The 23,431-nt window shown below is 51.9% G+C and carries 22 protein-coding genes; 11 read left to right on the top strand and 11 right to left on the bottom strand.

Features of this window, described 5'->3' with window-relative positions; genetic code table 11:
• Positions 1-32: 32 nt before the first annotated feature.
• Entirely contained in the window at positions 33-611 is a 579-nt protein-coding gene (locus G006_RS0112150) for a Uma2 family endonuclease (RefSeq protein ID WP_020483464.1), read from the bottom strand.
• 431 nt (positions 612-1,042) lie between these two features.
• Between G006_RS0112150 and G006_RS0112145 the strand changes: the two genes are divergently transcribed.
• From G006_RS0112145 to G006_RS0112135, 3 genes are all read left to right on the top strand, one after another.
• Positions 1,043-1,258, top strand: a complete 216-nt coding sequence (locus tag G006_RS0112145; protein WP_020483463.1) for a DUF2283 domain-containing protein — start codon at positions 1,043-1,045, stop codon at positions 1,256-1,258.
• A gap of 107 nt (positions 1,259-1,365) precedes the next feature.
• The gene (locus G006_RS0112140; RefSeq protein WP_020483462.1) at positions 1,366-2,322 is read left to right on the top strand and encodes a hypothetical protein; all 957 of its coding nucleotides are present in this window, start codon (positions 1,366-1,368) and stop codon (positions 2,320-2,322) included.
• A 459-nt stretch (positions 2,323-2,781) separates the two neighbouring features.
• The gene (locus G006_RS0112135) at positions 2,782-3,558 is read left to right on the top strand and encodes a LamG-like jellyroll fold domain-containing protein (RefSeq protein WP_020483461.1); all 777 of its coding nucleotides are present in this window, start codon (positions 2,782-2,784) and stop codon (positions 3,556-3,558) included.
• A 112-nt stretch (positions 3,559-3,670) separates the two neighbouring features.
• On the opposite strand, the gene G006_RS0112130 is transcribed toward G006_RS0112135, so the two are convergent.
• The 4 genes from G006_RS0112130 to G006_RS0112115 all read right to left on the bottom strand — a co-directional run bounded on the left by G006_RS0112130 (position 3,671) and on the right by G006_RS0112115 (position 8,693).
• Complete coding sequence (locus tag G006_RS0112130; RefSeq protein WP_020483460.1) at positions 3,671-4,003, bottom strand: type II toxin-antitoxin system HicB family antitoxin; 333 nt, start codon at positions 4,001-4,003, stop codon at positions 3,671-3,673.
• On the bottom strand, positions 4,000-4,254 hold the full coding sequence (locus G006_RS0112125; protein WP_020483459.1) for a type II toxin-antitoxin system HicA family toxin: 255 nt from the start codon (positions 4,252-4,254) through the stop codon (positions 4,000-4,002). Before G006_RS0112125 ends, G006_RS0112130 begins: the two co-directional genes overlap by 4 nt.
• Before the next feature lie 38 nt (positions 4,255-4,292).
• Complete coding sequence (mfd, locus tag G006_RS0112120) at positions 4,293-7,784, bottom strand: transcription-repair coupling factor (protein WP_020483458.1); 3,492 nt, start codon at positions 7,782-7,784, stop codon at positions 4,293-4,295.
• Between the two features lie 159 nt (positions 7,785-7,943).
• Positions 7,944-8,693, bottom strand: coding sequence for a flagellar brake protein (locus G006_RS0112115; protein ID WP_020483457.1), 750 nt, complete (start codon positions 8,691-8,693; stop codon positions 7,944-7,946).
• 79 nt (positions 8,694-8,772) lie between these two features.
• On the opposite strand from G006_RS0112115, the gene G006_RS0112110 reads away from it, so the two are divergent.
• From G006_RS0112110 to rimO, 4 genes are read left to right on the top strand one after another with little or no spacing between them, the layout of a single operon-like run.
• Positions 8,773-9,093, top strand: coding sequence for a DMT family transporter (locus G006_RS0112110; RefSeq protein ID WP_020483456.1), 321 nt, complete (start codon positions 8,773-8,775; stop codon positions 9,091-9,093).
• Positions 9,093-9,386, top strand: a complete 294-nt coding sequence (locus G006_RS0112105; protein WP_020483455.1) for a DsrH/TusB family sulfur relay protein — start codon at positions 9,093-9,095, stop codon at positions 9,384-9,386. Before G006_RS0112110 ends, G006_RS0112105 begins: the two co-directional genes overlap by 1 nt.
• The gene (locus G006_RS0112100; protein ID WP_020483454.1) at positions 9,377-9,709 is read left to right on the top strand and encodes a TusE/DsrC/DsvC family sulfur relay protein; all 333 of its coding nucleotides are present in this window, start codon (positions 9,377-9,379) and stop codon (positions 9,707-9,709) included. Before G006_RS0112105 ends, G006_RS0112100 begins: the two co-directional genes overlap by 10 nt.
• A gap of 21 nt (positions 9,710-9,730) precedes the next feature.
• Positions 9,731-11,041, top strand: coding sequence for a 30S ribosomal protein S12 methylthiotransferase RimO (gene rimO, locus G006_RS0112095; RefSeq protein WP_020483453.1), 1,311 nt, complete (start codon positions 9,731-9,733; stop codon positions 11,039-11,041).
• A 38-nt stretch (positions 11,042-11,079) separates the two neighbouring features.
• Here the strand turns inward: rimO and G006_RS0112090 are convergent, their stop codons facing one another.
• The 5 genes from G006_RS0112090 to G006_RS0112065 all read right to left on the bottom strand — a co-directional run bounded on the left by G006_RS0112090 (position 11,080) and on the right by G006_RS0112065 (position 19,604).
• Entirely contained in the window at positions 11,080-11,289 is a 210-nt protein-coding gene (locus G006_RS0112090) for a cold-shock protein (protein ID WP_020483452.1), read from the bottom strand.
• A 459-nt stretch (positions 11,290-11,748) separates the two neighbouring features.
• Positions 11,749-13,035, bottom strand: a complete 1,287-nt coding sequence (nhaD, locus tag G006_RS0112080; RefSeq protein WP_081607959.1) for a sodium:proton antiporter NhaD — start codon at positions 13,033-13,035, stop codon at positions 11,749-11,751.
• Between the two features lie 384 nt (positions 13,036-13,419).
• Complete coding sequence (locus G006_RS0112075) at positions 13,420-17,070, bottom strand: oxidoreductase (RefSeq protein ID WP_020483449.1); 3,651 nt, start codon at positions 17,068-17,070, stop codon at positions 13,420-13,422.
• Positions 17,071-17,118: 48 nt separating this feature from the next.
• Complete coding sequence (gene secF / locus G006_RS0112070; protein ID WP_020483448.1) at positions 17,119-18,048, bottom strand: protein translocase subunit SecF; 930 nt, start codon at positions 18,046-18,048, stop codon at positions 17,119-17,121.
• A gap of 98 nt (positions 18,049-18,146) precedes the next feature.
• Positions 18,147-19,604, bottom strand: a complete 1,458-nt coding sequence (locus tag G006_RS0112065) for a TrkH family potassium uptake protein (RefSeq protein ID WP_020483447.1) — start codon at positions 19,602-19,604, stop codon at positions 18,147-18,149.
• 276 nt (positions 19,605-19,880) lie between these two features.
• On the opposite strand from G006_RS0112065, the gene G006_RS0112060 reads away from it, so the two are divergent.
• Positions 19,881-20,402 (top strand): phosphatase PAP2 family protein, encoded by a 522-nt coding sequence (locus tag G006_RS0112060; RefSeq protein ID WP_020483446.1) that lies wholly within the window; start codon positions 19,881-19,883, stop codon positions 20,400-20,402.
• Complete coding sequence (locus G006_RS0112055) at positions 20,402-21,442, top strand: MJ1255/VC2487 family glycosyltransferase (RefSeq protein WP_020483445.1); 1,041 nt, start codon at positions 20,402-20,404, stop codon at positions 21,440-21,442. The genes G006_RS0112060 and G006_RS0112055 overlap by 1 nt, the downstream gene beginning before the upstream one ends.
• Positions 21,443-21,448: 6 nt before the next feature.
• On the opposite strand, the gene G006_RS0112050 is transcribed toward G006_RS0112055, so the two are convergent.
• A complete protein-coding gene (locus G006_RS0112050) occupies positions 21,449-22,480 on the bottom strand; it encodes a hypothetical protein (RefSeq protein WP_020483444.1) in 1,032 nt (343 codons plus the stop codon).
• A gap of 170 nt (positions 22,481-22,650) precedes the next feature.
• Between G006_RS0112050 and gcvH the strand changes: the two genes are divergently transcribed.
• Together gcvH and G006_RS0112040 are read left to right on the top strand one after the other, a co-directional pair.
• Positions 22,651-23,034 (top strand): glycine cleavage system protein GcvH, encoded by a 384-nt coding sequence (gene gcvH, locus G006_RS0112045; RefSeq protein WP_020483443.1) that lies wholly within the window; start codon positions 22,651-22,653, stop codon positions 23,032-23,034.
• 9 nt (positions 23,035-23,043) lie between these two features.
• Positions 23,044-23,403 (top strand): diacylglycerol kinase, encoded by a 360-nt coding sequence (locus G006_RS0112040; protein WP_020483442.1) that lies wholly within the window; start codon positions 23,044-23,046, stop codon positions 23,401-23,403.
• Positions 23,404-23,431 lie beyond the last annotated feature (28 nt).

Genomic DNA, 23,431 nt, shown 5'->3' with positions numbered 1-23,431 from the left:
AAATCACGCTTGGGCGATGACAAAGCTGAACATCATACCTGATCGGCAAGATCCAACAGCACGTCCTCATAAATCGCGTTTAAATCCAGCGTAATGTTCAAGCCGGCTAGCGGCAGACGGTCGCCGATGTTGGAAAAACTATGCAACAACCAGCCTTGCGCGGTAAGCTCGAAACAGTCGATCGCTTGGCTTTGGCTGTCGATCAGCCAATAATGTTGTAGGCTGTCCAGTTGGCGGTAGGCGGCGAATTTGCCGCCGCGATCAAAACCTTCGGTGGAAGGAGATAGTACTTCGGCGATGAATAGCGGATGTTGTTTAAACAGGCGGTTGTCGCGGTCTTTGGCTTCGCAGGTCACCAGCACATCGGGGTAAAAAAACGCGTTGGCTTTAGCAACATTGACTTTCATGTCGGAAATATAGGCGCGGCAAGGAGTGTCTTTTAGTGTTTGTTTAAGAAGAAACGCCAGATTCATCGCAATCGAAACATGCGCATCGCTGGCACCGACCATGGCCCAAACCTCGCCGTCGAGATATTCATGTTTTATTTGCGCCGAGGCCTCGCCTTGCAGGTAGTCTTCCGCGCTTAGTTTTAATTTCTCTGCCAGAGCCATCGCTGATTTGCCTTGGATATATAAAACGATTCTAACGGTTGCCGGCAAAATGTGGAACCCTTATTAAGCTAATTACACCTGGGGTTCCTGGGTAACGGCCGCCGTTCGTAGAATACCGGGTAAACCGGTTCTGCCATACGGATTTGTGGTGGAGCAAATGAGGGCAACGCCTAACAATTCGTTATAATCCAACAATGAACGAATTAGCTACAACAGATTATTTTCGCAATGATGTATTGATAAAACGACCCTACATCAAACTGGATGTGGTGTGAAGTGGCATTATCAGATCCATTTCGACGCGAAATTCAAGATGACGGACGAATTCGGCATTGGATCTTTGTGGCCGAGCTAAACAAGTATTTGCGAGTAGTCACGTTGGAAGATGGGCTAACTGTCCATAATGCCTTTCCTGACCGGAGATTTAAACCATGAAATTACGTTACGACCAAGCGACTGATTCCCTTTACATCCATTTAGCTGACAGGCCTTCGGTCGACTCCGACGAAGTCAGCGATGGTGTGGTTTTGGACTACGATGAAAATGGCACCCTGGTTGGCATCGACCTGCAGCACGCCAGCCAAAAAGCGGATATTGAGTCGTTGGCCTTAGTGCATTTGCCGTTAAGGAATTTGCAGGCGGCTTGATTTATTTGTTGTTATCGAAGATGTGTCTTTTGAGGACACGTTCTCGTGTGGACGATGAAAAAACTCCGCCCGTGGGAACGAGATAAAAGTCTTTACGAGGTGCAGCCATGACTATATCGCAACCGCAAAACCCGCTAGAGCAGTTGCAGGAAAATTGCCGCTATTTTGAATATACCCAAGCCGCCGATCCAATTGGTTCAGGAACGATTTCCAAACTGCCGTTCGCCAATTTCGGCAGCGAACTGCATCAAACCGGCGGCACCCGGATTATCCCGCTGGATGTCAGCGCGCAATTAAATTGTCCCGGCCCGGCCACAAGTCCGGCGTTGTGCGCAAACTTTGTGAGAATTTTGGCTGGCGAGTCGCTGGCGACTAATTTCAATGCCACCTCGCTGTTGTTTTACGTGATGTACGGCAGCGGCCACACCGAATTCGATGACCTGACTATTCCGTGGCAAACCGGTGATTTTGTGGTGCTGCCGATAGGCAAGGACACCCGACATTTTGCCGACAGCGATGCGGCTTTTTATCTGGTGCACGACCAGCCCTTGTTGACTTACCTGGGTGTTAAAGCCGAAACACAATGCTTTAAACCCACGCTGTATAGCGCCGCCGATTCGCTCCGTGAATTGGCGGCGGCGCAAAAAGCGGCAGAGGCCGTGAACCGCAACCGCATCAGCGTCTTGCTAGCCAACAAAGCCATGGACCAAACCTTGACCGTGACTCACACGCTTTGGGCGATGCTGGGCGTGCTGCCCAAGGGCGCGGTGCAATTGCCGCATCGCCACCAATCGGTGGCCTTGGATTTGATTCTGGATTGCGCGCCGGGTTGTTACACCCTGGTCGGACCACAGATTTCGGCAAACGGCCAGATCGTCAATCCCACCCGCGTCGATTGGCAACCCTATTCAGCCTTCATCACCCCGCCGGGCTACTGGCATGCGCATTACAACGAGTCGGGCAAAGAGGCGCATTTGCTTCCACTACAGGATGCCGGCTTGCAGACTTATTTACGGAGTTTGGATATTAAGTTTGTGTTGCCGGATGGGAGTGTTTCGCGGTGAGGTGGAGGAAGTATAAGGGAGCGATAATTGGGCAGCCCTCCCGCCGTTACCTTAACTGTAGGACAGATGCCGATAGGCGATCCGCCAAAATGCCGCCCAAAAAAAACAACAACCATCGATCAGACCTAACGACACCGGCGTGATGACGGATCTGTTCCCATTCGGCGGAACGTCTGTCGGCTTCCGCTTTTCGGACTTGTTTACCACATCCTGCAGGCAATGCGGTCTATGATGATTTGTGCCGGAGTACGAGCTAGTCTAGGGTCATGTTAGTTATCAGGATCGTAGGAGCTAGATAGCGAAGGAAAATGTCAGTAAATTTTACACTCAACTCAGCTCAGGCGTAAGGTATCGCAATGATTTTAAGATGATAATTCTAAAGCGGCTTAATTTATGCTTTAAATAACTTGGTTTCGTAAGTAAACCGCAACAAGCTGTATTTTTAAAAAAGGAGAAATTATGAAGATTATTACTGCGCTATTTGCTTTGAGCATGCCTTTACTCTACGCAGTGCCGTCACACGCTGCTTTGGTTGCATTTTATACCTTTGATGGTAACGCAATTGATGTTACTGGGAACGGGAATGATGGGGTGGTCAATGGCGCTACGTTGGCTGGCGGTTACGAGGGACAAGCATATCGCTTCGATGGCTTAAACGATTACATTTCAATTCCACTCAACCTAAATTCATCGAATATGGCAAGTGTTACGATGGGAGCATGGGCTAACGCTTCAAATTTAGGCAGCATCAGAACAGTTATATCGCATGACGACGGAGGCTATGACCGAGATTTAAACATAGATTCTCGTGGCGCTGGCAGCGGTTACCGCTATTCTGTATTCACAGGTAGTGGGGTTGATTCAGTCGGGCCTGATCCAGCTCCTACAAATCAGTGGGTGTTTGTTTCAGCACGTTACGATAGTGCGGCCCATACTGTAACCCTGGATGTTGGTAACGAGCGAGCTACGTTTGCAGCCACTCCTGGGGCTGGATTCAATACCGCCAGAATTGGGGGAAGTCCTATTCACGGTGGAGCTGAGTTTTTTAGTGGTTTGATCGACAACGTTTTTGTTTATGACGAAGTTCTGAGCAATGACAAAATTGATCAAATTAGGCTTGGTGGCGTTGCAGCTATACAGCCGGTGCCTGTTCCTGGTGCATTTTGGTTATTTGGCGCAGGTATATCCGGATTCCTAGGCCTAAACCGTCGCAGAAGTATTAAACCAGCTCAATAAGCCAGGTAGGTCAGGGTTCGCGCTAGCGTTCCCTGACAATTTGGCTTCGATTTGTCACGTAACCGCTATCGCGTCAAAGTGACCTACAAAACTAGCCTAACGTTGAAGAATGTCAGATGTGTGACGCTTCATTCAACACTTCCGTTGCCCACTGATTCAGACTTTTCCCTTTCGCTTTAGCGGTTAATAGCGCTGCTGCATGGATTTCGGGCGGTATGCGCAGCATCAGTTTGCCGCTAGCCGGTTTTTCCGGCGATTTGCCGATGCGGGCGCAAGCTTCCAGATAGTCGTCAACCGCTTCCTCGAAAGCGCTGCGCAATTCGGTCACCGTATCGGCATGAAAGCCGATGACATCTTGAATGCCCAGCAAGCGCCCAACCAACAAGTTGTTTCTGTCGTCGAAATCGATGCGGGCGGTATAGCCTTTGTAAGTCATGGTGTTCATGGTCTGACTCCAATAGAAGATAAAAAATCGCGAGCCTGCTCGACTTGGTAGGGTTTGGCTTCCTTGCTTGGGTGAGGGCGATGGAATGTCGCGATTCGGCCTTGGAATACAAAACGTACTCGCGACCCACGCCCCTCAATTACCTCGCAACCTATTGCGGCAAAAAGCGATTCGATGCGTTGCCATTCCAGTGTGGCTGAAGTGGGTTTGGCAAAGATGGCTTGCAAGGTCTTGGTGTGCTTTGCGTTCATGCTGTTATGCTAGCAAATAATGCAAGCGTTTGTAAGCGTTAAGCCTTCGCCCCCAGCCTCGCCAACAATTTCTCCAAAAACACCACCTTATCCTCCATATCCTTAAAGGCTTGGGTAAAGCGCAACTTATCCGCGCCATCGAATTTATAAACCTGCGACTGGCTTTGAATCATCAAGATCAACTCGCCGGTATCGATTTGCGGCGTGGCGGTAAACACGATGCGGCCACCGGTTGCGTGGGCTTCGATTTTACGGATGCCTAGGTGCGCGGCTTGTTGTTTCAGTTCGGTGATGGCGAACAAGGCTTTGACTTGATCCGGCAATAAGCCGAAGCGGTCGATCATTTCGATTTTTAACTTGCGCAAATCGTCTTCGGTTTCGGCGCTGGCGATGCGTTTGTATAACACCAGACGGGCGTGGATGTCCGGCAAGTAGTCTTCCGGGATCAGCGCGGCAATTTGCAAATCCACTTCCGGGCCGGTATCCAGCGGCGCGTCCAGTTCCGGTTGTTTGCCGGATTTCAAGGCTTTCACCGCGCGTTCCAGCAACTCGGTGTACATGGTAAAACCGATTTCCTGGATCTGCCCGCTCTGCTCGTCGCCCAGCAACTCCCCGGCGCCGCGGATTTCCATGTCGTGCGAGGACAGCATGAAGCCGGCGCCCAGTTCGCCGGAGGTCTCGAAGGCTTCAAGGCGTTTGATGGCGTCCTTGGTCATCAAGGATTTCGGCGGCACGATGCAGTAAGCATAAGCGCGGTGATGCGAGCGGCCGACCCGGCCGCGCAACTGATGCAATTGAGCCAGGCCGAGCTTGTCGGCGCGGTTGATGACGATGGTGTTGGCGCTGGGGATGTCGATGCCGCTTTCGATGATGGTACTGGCAATCAGCAGATTGAAACGCTGGTGATAAAAATCCAGCATGATCTGCTCCAGCTCGCGTTCGGCCATCTGGCCGTGGGCGATCTGAATCCGCGCTTCCGGCACCAGTTCGCTCAGCTCGCGCATCATTTTCTCCATGCTTTTCACGTCGTTGTGCAGGAAAAACACCTGGCCGCCGCGTTTGATTTCCCGTTGGCAGGCTTCCTGCACTTGCGAGTCTATCCATTCGGTGACGAAGGTCTTGATGGCGTGACGGTTCGGCGGTGGTGTGGCGATGATGGAAATGTCACGCAGGCCGGCCATGGCCATGTTCAAGGTGCGCGGGATTGGTGTCGCGGTCAGCGTCAGCAAGTCCAACTCGTGGCGCAGTTTTTTGAAGTGCTCTTTTTGCGTGACGCCAAAGCGGTGTTCTTCGTCGATGATCACCAGGCCCAGGGCTTTGTATTTCATCTCCTTGGACAGCAATTTATGCGTGCCGATGACGATGTCGACCTTGCCGTCTGCCAAGTCGTCGGCGATGGCTTTTTGCTGTTTAGGCGTAACGAAGCGCGAGGTGACTTCGATGCGCACCGGCCAGTCGGCGAAGCGGTCGCGAAAATTTTGATAATGCTGTTGGGCGAGCAGGGTGGTGGGCACCAGTACGGCGACTTGTTTGCCGCTTTGCACTGCCACGAATGCCGCGCGCATCGCCACCTCGGTTTTGCCGAAACCGACATCCCCGCAGACCACGCGATCCATCGGTTGGGTGGCGGCCATATCTTGCAGAATGGCTTCGATGGCGCTGAGCTGATCCGGGGTTTCCTCGAAGGGGAAGGCGGCGGCGAAAGCGTTGTAGTCGCTGTTGTCGATGTTAAAAGCAAAGCCTTCGCGGGCCGCGCGTTTGGCGTGGATGTCCAGCAATTCGGCGGCCACGTCGCGGGCGCGCTCCATGGCTTTTTTCTTGGCCTTGCTCCATTGATCGGTGCCTAAACGATGCAGCGGCGCATTTTCGGCGCTGACGCCGCTGTAACGACCGATCATGTGCAAGGACGATACCGGCACATAAATCTTGTCATTATTGGCGTATTCCAGCATCAAAAATTCGGCGTCGATGCCGCCGACGTTGAGGATTTGCAAGCCCAGGTAACGGCCAACGCCGTGTTCCTGGTGCACCACCGGCGAACCGATACTTAGCTCGTCGAGATTGTTGAAAATGTTTTCCAGCGCTCGGGCCGCCGATTTTTGTCGGCGCCGGCGTTGTTGAACTTTTTCACCGCTGAGTTGGCTTTCGGTGATGATGGCGAGCGGCGGCAATCGTTCCAGACGATTTGCCGCACTTCCACCATCCATGGCGGTCGTACTTTCAAGCCAAAGCCCATGATCCATCGGCGCGACGACTATGCATGGTGAATGATCGGTTTGGAGAAACTCCGGCCAGCTTTGTACTTGTTTCGCAGTGAGTTTGACGCTTTTCAGTTTGTCGATAAGGCCTTCGCGGTGGCCGGCGGTCTCAGCGACAAACAGGATCTTGCCGGCAAAGCCTTCGATGAATTGGCGCAGGCGTTGGGCGGGTTCTTTCAAACGGCTGTCGATAGCGACATCCGGCAGCAACTTGCAGTCGAAGGAGTGGGCGGTTTCTGCTTGGTTGTCCAGCACTACGCGACTAAAGCTATCGGTGTGTTGCTGGATTTCCTCCGCTGACAAAAATAGGCGCGTTGGCGGCAACAAGGGCCGGTCGGTATCGTATTTGCGTTGTTGATAGCGTTCGTCGGCTTCGCTGTAAAAACGCTGGGCGTTTTCGGCAAATTTGGGCGGCAGTACGAACAATGCAGTCTTCGGTAAATAGGCAAACAGCGATTCGGTGCGTTCGACGAACAGCGGCAAGTAATATTCGATGCCGGCCGGGGCGATTTGCTTGGAAACATCCAGATACAGATTGTTCTTGGGCGAAGCGTCCGGGAATTGCTCGCGGAAGGCTTGGCGGAAGCGTTTGATGGCTTCGTCGGTAAACGGAAACTCCCGGGCCGGAAACAGCTCGACTTTCTGCATTTTGTCTTGCGACATTTGCGTGTCGGGGTCGAAGCTGCGGATCGATTCCACGTCGTCGTCGAACAATTCGATGCGGTAGGGCTGCTTGGAACCCATCGGGAACAAATCCAGGATGGAGCCGCGCACCGCAAATTCGCCGTGTTGATAGACTTGCGACACGCATTGATAGCCCACTGCTTCCAGCTTGGCGCGGGTGACTTCCAGGCTTAAAGTGCCGCCGACTTCGATCGCAAAACTATGGGCCAGAATATGCTCGCGCGGCGCCAGCCGGTGCATTAGCGTCGCCACTGACAGGATCAGCGCGCCGCGTTTGGTGTCGGGCAGCAGCGCTAAAGTGCGCAAGCGCTCGGAGATAATCTCCGGCAACGGCGAGAATACATCGTAGGGCAAGGTTTCCCAATCCGGAAAATGCAGAATCGGCAGGCTGTTGTCTAAAAAGAACGCCAGCTCGTGTTCCAGGCGCAACGCGGTTTGCGTGTCCGGCGTGACGATGACCAGCAGGCGTTTTTCCTGGGTAATTGTTTGGGCCAGCGTCAGGGAGTCGCCGCAACCGTTCAGGCCGCTCCAGAATACCGTGGTGGGTTGCTGCGGCAATGCCGCGGCGGGTATTGGCGGTAAGGACATTAGTTTGAAATCAGATTTTTGAAGCGCTCAATTATAACCAGTAAGGTCAGGCTTGGGCTAAGCATCCGCGCTTTGTCAGTGGCCGGCGTTGGAAATACTGTTTTGGTGAGTATTTGCCGCAAATTCGCGGCCTAAAACCTATGCTCAGCTGTTTGGGATTTAAATGCTCAAATTTTTCTGCTGTAACTCGATTTCCTGCATGTAACGCTGGAGGTTGTTTTCGAACACTTGGGGGATATGGGTGAATTTGCAGCCTATGCGATGTTGATAGGTTGTGGCGTTGGCTCGAACATTGGTCACGCTTTTAATCACAAAGCCTACGTGGGCCCTGCTGCCATCGTGCAAATACAAGGCGCATTCGTCTATGACGGTATCGGGCACTAAAAAGTCGGCAATTTTTGTGTCGGGATTCAAAAACGAAAATCCGGAAATACTGATGTCGGCCACGCTGAACACTTTGGTTTGCGTATCGACTTCGCCCGCTTCATTTTCTGTGGCAAGATTGAGTTCGCAGGTACTGTTTTTATGTGACAGCGGCACTTTAACCCGATAATACTGGCGGCGTTGCATCCAAAAAATGGCGTCCGGGATAGGCATCGCAAAAACCGGGTGGCCGTCGCTTTGCGACTTTTTGATGGCTTTGCCGCGGAATGAAACTTTAATACCTTCGTATTCGGTGCGGAACAGCACTTTCGCTGAGCCTAGCAGCTGCTTATTCAGTAATTCTGTCGGCGCAACATCCAGTGTAATCAGATTGGCTTTTTGATCGAGATCGATGATGGTGGTCAAAAATGATTGGTTATGTTCGCCAAAATGCGCGGAGATAATGCATTTCTTTTTGATTAGATCGCTCAAGTGGCCAAAAATCAGTCTGGCGCTTCTAACAAGATAGTCGGATTCTTTTTCCATTAAATTACTAAATTTTGCGGATAGGTGAGAGCACTGCTGTAAAATACCGCAGATTATAGTGCATAGGAAAGGAGTTTTGATGGGTTGGTTGCTATTGTTCGCCGCGGGTTGCTCGGAAATCGTGTTTGCGATTAGTCTTAAATACAATGACGGGTTTACCAAGCTATGGCCGAGCGTAGTAACCGGCGTGTCGGGGGCGGGCAGTTTTTACCTGTTAATGCTGGCGATCAGAACCTTGCCCCTGGGTACGGCCTATGCGGTGTGGACCGGCATGGGGGCAGTGGGTGTCGCGATAATCGGGATTTTTCTGTTTAAGGAATCGGCGGACTGGTTCCGCTTGGCGTCTATCCTGTTAATCATCGTCGGCATCGTCGGTTTGAAGCTGACGCATGTGGAATAATGCTGCACTTGCTGTCGCAATTGCCGTTGCAAGCGGCGGTCATCGAGCGCATTGGCAGTGGTGATGATGTTGTCTTGATGGATGGCGCGGTATGTGCCGCGCGGGCCGGGCATATTGCTAATGATTTGTTGCGGCAATTGCTGAATCAGTCGTGTCGAATTTATGCATTGCAAGAGATGTTATTGGTTCACGGCGTTGAGCCGCTAATGTTGTTGTCAGGCGTGGAATCAGTCGATTACGCGGGCTTGGTCGAGCTGACCGTGCAGAATCCGGTGATTCATTCGTGGTGTTGATAGTTGATGGTGTTGCGTTGCCAACCAGTGACGATGGTTTTTTGCGCGATGCCGGGCAATGGAATCGACAAGTCGCGGATGAGTTGGCCCGCCTTGAGTCCATCGAAATTAGCGACGCACACTGGGAAATCCTGTTGTACATTCGCGATTACTATCAAAAATTCCAGCACTTGCCCAATGCTCGGATGTTTGTGGCGGCTATCCGCAAACAATTTGGTGAAGACAAGGGCAATAGCCGCTATCTGCAAAAACTGTTTCCGCAAGGGCCGCTGAAATACGCCTGTAAAATCGCCGGCTTGCCCAAGCCACCCACCTGTTTATAAAAATGTTTTCAAGAGAGTTTCATGACTAACCCCCGTGTTGGATTTATCAGTTTAGGTTGCCCGAAGGCCTTGGTCGATAGTGAGCAGATTCTGACCCGGCTGCGCAGCGAAGGCTACCAAGTCTCGCCGAACTACAAGGATTCCGATTTGGTAATCGTCAATACTTGTGGCTTTATCGATGCGGCGGTCGAAGAGTCGCTGGATAGCATCGGCGAGGCCTTGGCGGAAAATGGTAAGGTGATCGTCACCGGTTGTCTCGGTGCGCGCCAGGATGAGATTTTGGCGCGGCATCCGCAGGTTTTAAAAATCACCGGCGCCCACGCGACTGACGAAGTGGTGTCTGCGGTGCACGAATACTTGCCGCCGGCGCACAATCCGTTTACCGACATAGTGCCGCCGCAAGGTATCAAGCTGACGCCTAAGCATTATGCCTACTTAAAAATTTCCGAAGGCTGCAATCATAGGTGCACGTTTTGCATTATCCCGTCGATGCGGGGGGATTTGGTTAGTCGGCCTATTGACGAGGTGATGCAAGAGGCCGAGAAACTGGTCGATGCCGGCGTTAAGGAGCTGCTGATCGTTTCGCAAGATACCAGTGCTTACGGTTTGGATTTGAAATACGAGAGCCGGCGTTGGCGCGGGCGGGAAATGCAGGCCCGGTTTTACGATTTGGCCGAAGCCTTGGGTGAGTTGGGTATCTGGGCGCGGATGCATTACGTCTATCCGTACCCGCATGTTGATGACGTGGTGCCGTTAATGGCGGAAGGCAAGATTTTGCCTTATCTGGATATTCCGTTTCAGCATGCCAACAGCCGAATCTTAAAGTTGATGAAACGTCCGGCGGCAGCGGAAAATAATCTGGAGCGCATCCGCGCCTGGCGGAAGATTTGCCCGGATTTGACGATCCGTAGTACGTTTATCGTCGGTTTTCCCGGTGAAACCGAGCAAGATTTTGCAGAGTTGTTGCAATTCTTAAGCGAAGCGCAAATGGATAGGGTAGGTTGTTTTGCTTATTCGCCGGTGAAGGGTGCGGTAGCCAACGATTTGCCGGATGCTGTACCGGAAGAGGTCAAGCAAGAGCGCTTGGCGAGATTTATGGAGCATCAGTCGGCAATCAGTGCGGCACGTTTGCAGCGTCGGGTTGGCAGAGTCGAGACAGTATTGGTCGATGAAGTGGTCGAAGAAGGCGCGGTTGCGCGCAGCCGAAGCGACGCACCTGAAATTGACGGTCAGGTGTTTATCGACGGCGCAAGCCATTTACAAGTCGGCGATTTCGTCGATGTGGAAATCGAGGAAGCCGACGAGTACGACTTGTGGGCTAAACTGATCTAACGAAAAAGCCGCTGGTTAGGCGGCTTTTTCAGTTCAATTTACAGCGGTGTTACGTTTTCCGCTTGTGGACCTTTTTGACCATTGGTCACTTCCATCGTGACTTTTTGGCCTTCTTTCAAGGTTTTGCGGCCGTTGCCGTTGATGGCGCTGAAATGTACGAATACATCTTTGCCGCCTTCTTGCTCAATGAAGCCGAAGCCTTTTTCATCATTGAACCATTTTACTTTGCCTTCTACTTGAACTGACATAAATCTCTCTTGCTAATAAAGTGCTATTCGCTGGTTTGTAACTAGGGTTGGTGAATAAAGCAGGTAGTGGAAAACAATGTTTGTTGATCCGATTGCAGACTTGAAAAGCGACAACGATACCGAGCTAAATCGACTCCATTATACATCGCAATCGGCGGGTATCCACAAAAACTAGCTAGATTTTGCGTGTTAAATGATTGTTACAATAGGTTCTCAGCCGCCTTTGTTGGGTGCGTATGTCAGGCTAACGCAGGTTGCGGGTGGCTATTGGCTGGCTAAGATATTGAAATGAAGTGGTTTTTTATCAGGCTTTTGGGGGGGTGGCCGTTTTGCTTAAGTCCGACTTTGGGCGATTGCAAATGCGAAATTGATCGTCGCAAAAAAGCAAAAAAATAGTGGATTTTGCAATTGACCTATTGGGCAAGCCATGAAAAAGACTGCCCAATAAAGCTTATCGTTTCAAAAATAGCTGCCGTTAATCAGAAAATGGGTAGCAATGCTGCCGAAAAAACCGATCAAAATGACCGGCATCCATTTCAAATGCGCGCTAAAGGAGTAAACGCCTTTCATTTGGCCCATCAAGCCTACGCCTGCCGCCGAGCCGATTGCCAGTAAACTGCCGCCGACGCCAGCGGTTAATGTCACTAACAGCCATTGGCCTTGCGAGATGTCGGGATGCATGGTGAGTACCGCAAACATGATGGTACCGTTATCGATGAACGCCGACAGGACGCCGACCACAATGTTGGCGATGGTCGGGTCCATGCCGACATACAATACATCCGAGGCCATGGTCAAATAACCGATGAAACTCAGGCCGCCGACGCTGATCATCACGCCGTAAAAAAACAGCAGGGTGTCCCATTCCAGCGTGGCAACACTTTTAAATACGTCGAATTTTTGGCTTGGCCTCGCGTCGGGAACCGCAACGTTAAATAACTTATACACGTGGGCGAAATCGCTAATTTTGCCGTTGTCTTTATCGGCGGTTTTTTGCAAATAAAAACCTAAGAATTTTAGATAAGTCAGGCCCGCCAGCATGCCGGCCGCAGGCGGTAGTTTCAACATGTTTTCGAAGCAGACCGCGGTAATAATCGTCAGTAAAAACAGCACGATCATCGTTATTGCACCGCGTTTCATTTTTGGGGCTTTACCCACTGCCGCCGGTTGTTGCTTGGGTATCCAGAAATGCATGATTATCGCCGGCAGTGCGAAATTGACCACGGCGGGAATGAACAGTGAGTAGAAATCTTTAAAGGGTACTACCCCGCTTTGCCATACCAGCAGCGTGGTGATATCGCCGAAGGGGCTGAACGAACCGCCGGCATTCGTGGCTACCACTACGTTGATGCAAGCCAACGTAACGAATTTGCGATTGTCCTTGCCCATTGCCGCGATCACTGCGCCCATCAGTAGTGCAGTGGTCAGGTTGTTGCAAACCGAGGACATAAAAAACGACATGATGCCGGTAATCCAGAATAGCTTACGGTAGCTGAAGCCTTTACTGAGCAACCAAACTCGCAGATTATCGAAAACGCCGCGATCTTCCATCGCATTGAGATAAGCCATGGACACCATGATGAACAAAAACAATTCCGCGTAGCCTTCCAGACAAGCACGGAATGCGTGGCCGGCCTGTTCGCTCATACCGTTATGCACGTAAATGCCGGCGATAAAGGCCCAGATCAAGCTTGCGGCTAACACCATGGGTTTGGATTTGTTTAATTCGGTGACCTCTTCGGTCATTGCCAGCAGATAGGCAACGGCAAATATACCGATAGCCAAATAACCCACCCAATGCTTAGTCAGATTAAGCGCTTGTGCTGCTTGTTCTGCGTCTGCCCAAGCTAGTAGTGGTGAGCAGGCGAGTAAAATGAGTAGAAGGATGCGCGAAAACACGGGTGAACTCCTTTCAATAACTTGGTGCTGGACAGTCACGGTAGGGGGTGAGTTCCTCGACCGTGATTGCTTTTTGCCCTGCCCGCATAGCTACGGGCCTGGCCTTCACGATGCTACAAAGTTTGTAACATTACAGCGAGTCTAGTTTAGTATTTCTAAATACGGGCATTCGGCTTCGAATGCCCGTATTTTATAGTCTACCGGGGTTAGGCTTAAAGTCAGCCTATCTTGTTACGATTGGGCTTCCAGCAAATACGTCAGCCAGAGCGAGGACAGTTTTTCCTGTACCGTGTTTTGCCGCAGACGGGCAGCCAGGTTCGGGAAATCTACATAGTCCAGCGCCTGATCCTGGTTGTAACAAGAGTACATAAAGCTCTCTTCGCCGCTTTCCGGATCCACGTGTTTGCATAAGCATTGGGCGCAGACGCCTTTCATCATGCATTGCATAGGCGAGTTGATTGAGCCGACCGCTTCGTGGCCTTCCTTCAAGTACGGTTTTAATGCGGCAAAGCGTGCCGCTTTTACCGCTGCCATCATCCGATCCGAGCCGATGACGATCAGGTGATCGACGTCTTGCAGATGTATGCTGGTTTCCCCCAATTTTCCGGTGGCATATGACACCATGGCTTCGACGATATTACCGACGAAGGTTTTATCCTGAGGTCGGGTGACGGGTATGGCGTCGTTGCCCGGCCGGTCATCGACAGCCCAAACGATCACGTCGGATGCCTCTTCGATTTCCGGCACTTTGAATAAGTCTTCGCTGTTACGGTAACCGGCGAAATACAGCACCTTGTTACCCGCATTGCGCATGGCCTTACCGATTGAGAACAATACCGCATTGCCCAAACCGCCGCCCAGCAGCAAAACGGTTTTGCCGGTTGGAATTTCGGTCGGGGCGCCTGTTACGCCCATCAACACCAGGGGATCGCCGACTTTCCAGGTTGCGCATAAGCGGCTGGAGCTGCCCATTTCCAGGGCAATCAAAGATACCAAGCCTTTTTCCTTGTCTACCCAGGCGCCGGTTAGGGCCAAGCCTTCGGCGGCTAGCGTGGTGCCTTCGACTACAGGGGCTAGTGATTCGTAATTTTGCACCCGGTAAAACTGGCCGGGCTCAAAATGTTTCGCGGCGGCGGGCGCTTTGATTACCACTTCGATGATGGTTGGTGTCAGGCGATTCACTTCAACGACATGCGCCAGGAAAGTCGCATCTAGTCTATCCTGCAAGTCGCGTAACTGAGCATCGCGTTGCGGTTGCTGTGATGCATCCAATTCAGCAATCTCGTTGGCAAACAGTTTAACGATATACGGATAACCGTCTTTCGCGCTGGCCATGGCTTTTACCACGTTGCCGGCGTAAACCGGGTGGTTGTCACCATAGAAAGTGATGTACCGGCCGTTGCTAGCATAAGACGTAAACGGTGCCGGTTTGCCCACTTTGACTTGCGCTTCGTCGGCCATCGGCGCCAGTTGCGCCTTGCCGTCCAACCAGTCGGGTTCGTGGCGTTTGTAAAATTTGCCTTCCATCGCGAACGTGCGGGGATGCTCGGACTGGTAGATCGTGTTGGGAGCGGTGCCGGCGGCGATAAACAGGCCGCGTAGCTTCACTTCCACTTCATCCGTTTTGCGCCATTTACCGTCTTGTTCGGTCAGCCTCTCAAAACGTACGGCTTGCAAATGGCCGTATTGGTCTTCGATAGCTTCCAATGGGCTCATGCCTTCGGCCAGGTAAATACCTTCCGAGAGTGCTTCGTGAATTTCTTCGTGGTTTTGCCGGTACGCTGGCGAATCCTTGATACCTTTGCGGTAGAACAGCGTTACGCCGCCCCACTGTTTCAGGAAAGGCAGGAAATTAGGCATTTCACCGGCGGCAGCCGCACGTTCGCGTTCTTGCTCGATCACACGGCCATGCGCCAAAAACTCCTCGAGGATTTCTAGCTCTTCGGCATCATAGCGGCTACGTACTGAGGCCTCGCCGTATTTAGCCACTAATTTTTCGTAGCGATGTAGAATTTTGCTGACTTGACCAGGATAGTAAGCCAGTAATTCGGTGGTGGTATCGATGGCGGTCAAGCCGCCGCCGATCACGCCGGCCGGCAGACGCACTTGCAAATTGGCTAGCGAGGATTCTTTGGCCGCGCCGGTCAATTGCAAGCCCATCAAGAAGTCGGAGGCCTTGCGGATGCCGCGGGTCATGTTGTTTTTCAGATCGATCACCGTCGGCTTGCCGGCGCCGCTGGCGATGGCGATGTGATCGAAACCCATTTCCCAGGCTTCATCGATAGTGATGGTGCCGCCGAAGCGCACGCCGCCGTAGCATTTGAATGCATTACGACGCAGCAAGGTCAGGTAAATGACTTTCAAAAAGTTTTTATCCCAACGCACGGTAATCCCGTATTCTGCCACCCCGCCGAAGCCTAACAGAACCCGCTTATCCAAGTCTTCGTAGAGGCTTTGAAAGTCCATGATAGGCATGGGCAAGTTATCGCGGTCGCCGGTCAGATGCAGGGGTAGCGGCTCGATTTTCAAGGCATCGATACCAACCACGCCAAAGCCTTCATTCAAAAGATAGTGCGACAAGGTATAGCCGGCAGGGCCCATGCCCGCTACCAGCACATTTTTGCCGTTGTAAGGCAATGTGGTGGAGCGTTTGATATTCAGCGGGTTCCAGCGGGTCAACAGGCTGTAAATTTCAAAACCCCACGGCATGAACAACACGTCGGTCAAAACATTGGTTTCGATTTGCGGAATATTCACCGACTCGGTTTTTTGGTAAATACAACCGCGCATGCAATCGTTGCAAATCCGGTGGCCGGTGCCCGGGCACATCGGGTTGTCGATGATGATCATCGCCAATGCGCCGATGTTGTCGCCCTGGCGTTTGACGACGTGCATCTCGGAGATTTTTTCTTCCAGCGGGCAGCCGGTCATCAGTGCGCTCAAATGATTGGTTTTGAACGTGCCGTCTTTTTTGTTCTTAATGCCTTTGGAGCAGGAGTCGTTATCGCGGTCGTGGCAGTAAATGCAATGATCTACTTCATACAGCACTTGGCGCTGTTTGAAGCGTTTGTCGGTCAAGGCAAAGCCGTCGCGGCGACGGTGATGGTGATCGTCGCAAGCCCAAACATCAAAACCGTTTGGCGACACGGTTTCGTGTTCAACCAGATTGTCCAGATTGGTTTTTTCCGGGATTTTGAAGCTCAGCCATTTGGCTACATAGGCTTGCAACTCAGGATCTTGCTGGGCGGCAAAACTCCAGCGGCGGACGATGTCCAGCAAGCCGGCAACCAAGGCGGCAGTGCTGTCGTAACCGGTCAATTGGTCTTTGAACGGGGCAACGCCGGCATCGGTAATCTCTGCCTGTTGCGACAAGCGCCATAAATCGGCACCGAGTTGGCTGATCGCCAATTCCGGGTCGGCCCGGAATAAATCCTGTTTGTCGGCGGCGGTTAACAAGCCATCCAGTTGCGCCCGCAATGCGGCAATATCCCATCCTTCGATAGTTTGGCCTTTGAACAGTTTGTTCAAGGTGCCGACGATTTCGGTCCGATAAACAAACACGGCATCGAATTCGCCGCGAATATTGCCGATTTGCTGCTCGCGCACATCGCTGACATTGAATAAACGCGCAACGAAGGTGCCGACCAGCGGCGCCATCTTTACCAATAACTCGGAAATGTCCTCCGGCTTCATGCCCTCGCCGCCGCAGGCGCGGTAAGCGGTAATTTCCGCAAACAAGGCTGCATCGTGTTGCTGTACCGACTGATCGAATACTGTCAACAAATCAGACAGACGTTTGGCATCGTATAAATCTTTATATTCGAAGCCGGGGATGCCGAGGGTGAGTTGGGTAAGGTCGCGAGTATTAAGCTTTTGTGTCATCAAGTTATTCCGTGAGCGTTCGCTTGAAGTGATAAATTAAAATTCGGGTTAAGGCATATCGTCGACGACGCTGTCCTTGGCGGGCGGCATCAGGTCGTCGCGGCTCAAGCCCAGGCTCAGAGCGAGTGAGCTGGCGATGTAAATCGATGAGTAGGTGCCTTTAACGACGCCGATCAGCATCGCAATGGCAAAGCCGTGGATGGTTTTGCCGCCGAGGAATGCCAGAGCCAACAGCGTTAAAAATACGGTCAACGAGGTCAGGATAGTTCGGCTCAAAGTGTCGTTCAGCGCGGTGTTAACGATTTCGTTAATGGATTCCTTGATTCGGCTAGAGCGGACGGTTTCGCGAATCCTGTCGTAGACGACGATGGTGTCGTTGATGGAATAACCGATCAAGGCCAAAATCGCCGATAACACGGTCATGTCGAATTCCCAGCCAAATACCGAGAAAAAACCCATCGTAATGATACTGTCGTGGAATAAAGCCGCGATCGCGCTCAAGGATAATTTCCACTCGAAGCGAATGCTGACATAGACCATGATGCCGACAAAAGCGAAGAATAGCGCCAGACCGCCATCGTTGACCAAATCATCCCCCACTTGCGGGCCGACGAATTCTACGCGACGCAGTTCGCCAGGTTGGCTTTGGCTGCTATTGGCGACGCTTAGCACTTTTTCGCTAAGTTCTTTTTGACTAACGTTTTCTACCGGTTTCAGGCGGATTAACACATCGGCCGCGCTGCCGAAATGTTGCAGATTGGCATCGGCGAAGCCCTGTTGCTCCAGCGTGCTGCGCATCTTGTCAAGATCGGCGGCTTGGTTGTAATGCAATTCGTAGACGCTGCCGCCGGTAAAATCTATGCCCAGATCCAGACCCTTGACGAAAAACGAAACAATGGAAATCAATAGCAGAGTGCCGGAAAAGTAAAAGGCCAGTTTTCTTTTACTAAGAAAATCAATGTGTGAAGCGGAAGTCATGCCAATGTTCCTGATAAATAATTATGGTTGTGGTCCGACCGGATTTAATGGTTCGGCAATAAAACTAAGTTTGTCTGCTTAAAGGGATGAGAATTGTACTATTTTCTCCAGAAAGCAGGCGTAAAAAGCATTATCAGAGTAAAGACTTCGAAGCGCCCCAACAGCATTGCAATCGAACAAATCCAGGTCTGAAAATCGCTTAAACCCTGGTAATTGCTGGCAGGCCCTACCTGTCCAAGGCCTGGGCCGGCGTTGTTGATGCAGGCCAATACCGCGCTGAGTGCTGAAATCGGCTCCAAGCCGGAAAATAGTAGCGAAAAAGTTAGAACTACAATCGAAATGAAGTAAAGAAAAATAAAGGCTAATACCGAGAAAATAATTTTATTGGCAACGGGAGTGCCGCCGATGCGTATGGGATTGATAGCGCGCGGATGCAGAATGCTGAACATTTCCCGTCCGGCCTGTTTCCATAACAATATGGTACGGAACATTTTGATACCGCCGCCGGTTGAACCAGTGTTAGCAACGATACAGCTCAAATAAAGCATCCACCAAGGCACAAACGGCGGCCATTTATCGTAATCGACGCTAACGAAGCCGCTGGAAGTGCCAACCGAAACCAGGTTGAAAGTGACATGGCGCAGAGCGGTTAGAAAATCGGGATAAACATGGTGATACCAGATCAGCCCGGTACACAACAAAATACTGCCGGCAATCACGCCCAACATGGGAATGGCCTCCGGATCTTCTAAATAGGGTTTAGCGCTGCGCTGATGCAAGGCTTGAAAATGCACGGCAAAATTCATCGCCGAAATAAGCATGAACACGGTTAGAACGAGTTCGATGGCCGGAGAATCGAAATAGCCGACACTGGCGTCATGGGTCGATAAGCCTCCCAGGCCCATCGTCGCGAAGCCATGGCAAATGGCGTCGAACCAGCTCATGCCGGCCAATTTCAGGGATACGATGCAGGCAACTGTAATGCCGGCATAAACTATCCAAAGCAATCTGGCGGTTTCGGTGATTCGTGGCGTCAGTTTGCTGTCTTTGATCGGGCCGGAGATTTCGGCTTTGTAAAGCTGCATGCCCCCGATTCCCAGCAGTGGCAAGATAGCTACCGCCAAAACGATAATGCCTAGGCCGCCGATCCAGTTCAATTCGTGGCGCCAGAGGTTTAGCGACGGTGCCAGATTATCCAGGCCGACGAAAACGGTAGCTCCCGTGGTGGTTAACCCCGATGTGGTTTCAAAAAACGCATCGGTAAACGATAGCCCCGGCATCCCCCAAAGCAACGGAAATGTTGCTGTTGCAGACATCAATATCCAGAAAGAGGCTACCAACAAATAGCCGTCGCGTGTTTTTACTTCGCCGCGAAAGCGCATGGTTATGCCGGATAGCAGGCTGCCGACCCCGATATTCAGCGACATGCCGTTCAAAAAATGATCGACCATGCCATCCTCGAAGTACAGCGAAGTGGCTATCGGTAGCGTGTAAGTGATGCCGAAGACCATCAAGATCAGGCCGAGTACAAACCCTAAAGTGCAAAAACGTTGCATAGTGCCCTGATTAAAACCGAAAAGGTTTTGCCGTGTTGTTATGGATCGCCGGTCGAGCGCACCAAACAGCCGAGCGCCCCGCAGCCGGCAATTGTAACAAACAATCGCCGAAATGGGCCTGTCACATAAGCTTAAACAAAGCTTCATATTGTTGTCACAAAGCATCTCTAAGCTGGCCTCGTTATCAGGGATAAACGTGAAACGGAAAATCGACGATTTTCAACTGCTGCATGAAGCTCGCGGTCGACGCGTGCGGCAAACAACGAGGGCCAGACCATGAAGCTGATTTACTCGATCCATAAGTACGACGTGACGATGTTTACTTGGCTAAACAGCGTTGCCATTCATGCCTATTTAGTGCGCTTTTGCCGCATGATTTCCCGCACCGCCGATGGTTTTCTGTACGTTATTCTCGCGGCTTGGCTTTACTGGGATCAAGGCATCAACGATGCGTTGTTGCGGGCCATGATACTGGCGTTTTTGATCGAAAGGCCGGTCTATACGCTGCTGAAAAAAGGCTTTAAGCGCAACCGCCCGCAGCAAGCGTTACCGGATTTCAAAAGCGTGATTACGCCATCGGATCAATTCAGTTTCCCCTCCGGACATACCTCTGCCGCGTTCATGGTGGCAACCTTGGTAGGGTATTTTGCGCCGTCGTTGCTGCCGGTTCTTTATGTTTGGGCCGCGCTGGTCGGTTTTTCCAGAGTGGTTTTGGGCGTGCATTTCCCCACCGATACGCTGATGGGCGTGGTCTTGGGGGTTAGTACGGCAATTTTTAGTCTCGATTACATTTTATGATGAAAATTTTTTACGGTGTGCAAGGCACGGGCAATGGTCACATCACCCGCGCCAGAGTGATGGCGAAAGAACTATATGCGGCGGGGTTTGATGTCACCTTCCAATTTACCGGCCGGCCGGCGGACAAATACTTCGATATGGAAGTGTTTAACGGCTATCAAGTCAAAACCGGTTTGACCTTTAATACCCACAACGGCCAGGTCAGTTATGTGAAAACCGCGTTGGATGCCAGCCCGATCCGTTTTGTCAGAGACATCAACAGTCTGGATTTAAGCACTTACGACTTAGTGATCAGCGATTTCGAGCCCGTTACCGCTTGGGCCGCGAAACGGCAAAAGAAAAAAGTGCTGGGTATTGGTCATCAATATGCGTTTAGACACAAAATTCCCCGCGCCGGCGGCGACCCGATTGCCGAGCAGGTGATGAAGTATTTCGCGCCAGCCGACATCGGCATCGGTTTGCACTGGCATCATTTCGGTCAGCCGATCTTGCCGCCAATCATCGAAACGCCGGCGTTTCCACAAAATACCCAAGCCAATAAGATTGTGGTGTATTTGCCCTTCGAAGACCCGCAAGCAGTGGTTAAGCTCCTGTGTCCATTCGAAAACTTCGAGTTTCATGTCTATGCGCCGGAACCGGCGGTATCGAAATATCCGCACATCGTTTGCAAACAGCTGTCCAGAGAAGGTTTTCAGCGCGATTTGTACGATTGCGCCGGCATCATCAGTAATGCCGGGTTCGAGTTGGCCAGCGAGTCCTTGCAGTTGGGCAAGAAGATTCTCGTCAAGCCCTTACACGCGCAAATGGAGCAGATTTCCAACGCCGAGGCTTTAAAGCAACTGGGCTACGGTCACACGATGTTCGATTTGGACGATGCGGTGATCGAGGACTGGCTGCACAATCCGCATGCGGTGCATGTCACTTATCCCAATATCGCTAAAGTAATCGTGCAATGGCTTCAGGACGGCATGCCAGCGATGGATGCGGAATTCACCGAGCGGGTTTGGGAGTCGGTGCAAGTGTTGCCGATAAAATACTAAGCAGGCTTAATCCTTATCTTCGTCGGGTATCAGCCCTTTCAATTGTTGCGATAACAGCGTTTGCGCGCCAGTGGTCACGATTTCCTCGCCAGGCTGCAAACCGTCGGCCACGAAATAGCCTTGGCTAGTGCTGCTGTATTGCTTGAGCGCCCGGCGGCTGAAATGCTCCGCATCGGTTTTGATAAACACAAAAGCCTGACCCAAATGCCAAACCAAGGCTGGTTGCGGGATAATGACGCCAGTATTGGCTTGGCCGCCCTGCGGAATCCAGACGGTGATATGGGTGCCGAACGGCAGGCGGCAGTCCGCGCATTTGAAGAAATAACGCAGGCCTTGCGACACCGGATCGACTTGTGGTGCTGCGGAAATTAACTCGGCTGGCAAAGCGGCCTGACGCTGGCCACGTTCGTGAATATGAATAATATTGACGCCCGGATCGAGCCGGCTATTGGCGGGCAGGGTAATTTGCAGTAACTGGGCGCGATGTTCCAGCAATTGCGCGGCGTTTTTATCCTGAGCTTTGGTAAACCAGCTGCTCAAGGTGTCGCCCCAGACCAGGCGGCTGTTGACGGCGATCAGTTGCTGCTGGTAGCTATTGGCGGCCAGGTTGGCTTTGTCCGCCTGCCAGATCGCTTGCTGTTCTTGCAGGCGGCGGGTGGAAACGATGTCTTGTTGATGCAGGTCGCGGGTGCGATTCAAGTTTTGCGCCGCCTCGCTATAGCGGGCTTGCGCGCTGTCTTGCTGGGCGCTGGCGGCCAGGAATTGCTGACGGATGCTAAGCAGCGGTTCCGGATTGAGTACTGTGCCGTATGCGGTAAATTCGGGCGTTTGTCTAACCGTTACGAGTGTTTGGGTTTGAATACCGGCCAACTTTTGAGCCGCCCGGTCCAGATGTAATACATCGGGGTTGGCATTCGGCCTGGCCTGTTTGGTTTGGGCGGTGCTTGAGGGGGGGGCGTCGTCATCGTCCGCCAACGCGGCGGTCGGAATCAGACTAAGAACGCCAAGCCAGCCGGCGAGGAAAAGTGCTATTCGCATGAATTTTATTGAATGTAGTTTGACGCCTTAATGGCCGGACTTAAGTTAGGTACTCTCCGCATGGCCCAAGATTATAAAGTTTGGGCTGGCGGGGGCTGTAATTTTTTGTTGTGTTAAAAAAATAGCCGGTTATCCTTTTGGATTACTGTTACGGCTTGAGGGAAATGCAAATGAGTGAAACACCTGAAAATTTGAAATATGCCGAGACCCATGAATGGGCCAAGCTGGAAGACGGCAATGTCGTGCGCGTCGGTATTACCGACTTCGCCCAGTCCGAGTTGGGCGACATCGTCTTTATCGGCTTGCCGGATGTCGGCAGAGTCGTGAAGGCGGGCGAACAACTGGCAGTGGTGGAATCGGTAAAAACTGCTTCCGATCTGTTCAGCCCGGTCAGCGGCAGCGTAGTTGAAGTCAACGAAGCGGTGTCGGATGAACCTGAGTTGGTGAATGACGGCGCGTATCAAACCTGGCTGTTTTGCATCAAAGCCGATAATCCGGCGGAACTGGAACAATTAATGGATGCCGATGCCTATCGGACCCTGATCGAGGAGTAGGAATAAGTAATGGCAAATCAAAATGCAAAGGGATTTAAGCGGCTGATTAATGCCTGCTTTTTTTCGGTCGCCGGCTTCAAAGCCACCTGGCAGCATGAAGAGGCGTTTCGTCAGGAAGTCGCGTTGTTCGTGGTAACGACGCCGTTGGCGATTTGGCTGGGGCAAACCGCCATCGAAAAAGTCTTGTTGATCGGCAGCGTGGTACTGGTGTTGCTGGTGGAGCTGTTGAATTCCGCGGTGGAAGCCGTAGTGGATAGAGTCGGTTTCGAACATCACGAATTATCCGGACGCGCCAAGGACATAGGCTCGGCGGCGGTCATGTTGTCCTTGATTTGGGCCGGCGTGACTTGGGCGTTGATTCTTTTGTAAGCGGTAAAGACGACGAAGCGCGGCTGAT

Origin of the sequence: Methylomonas sp. MK1 (assembly GCF_000365425.1) — a bacterium.
Lineage (GTDB): Bacteria > Pseudomonadota > Gammaproteobacteria > Methylococcales > Methylomonadaceae > Methylomonas.
Note: the sequence above shows the minus strand (reverse complement) of the source record. Positions and strands in the feature narration are given on the sequence as shown.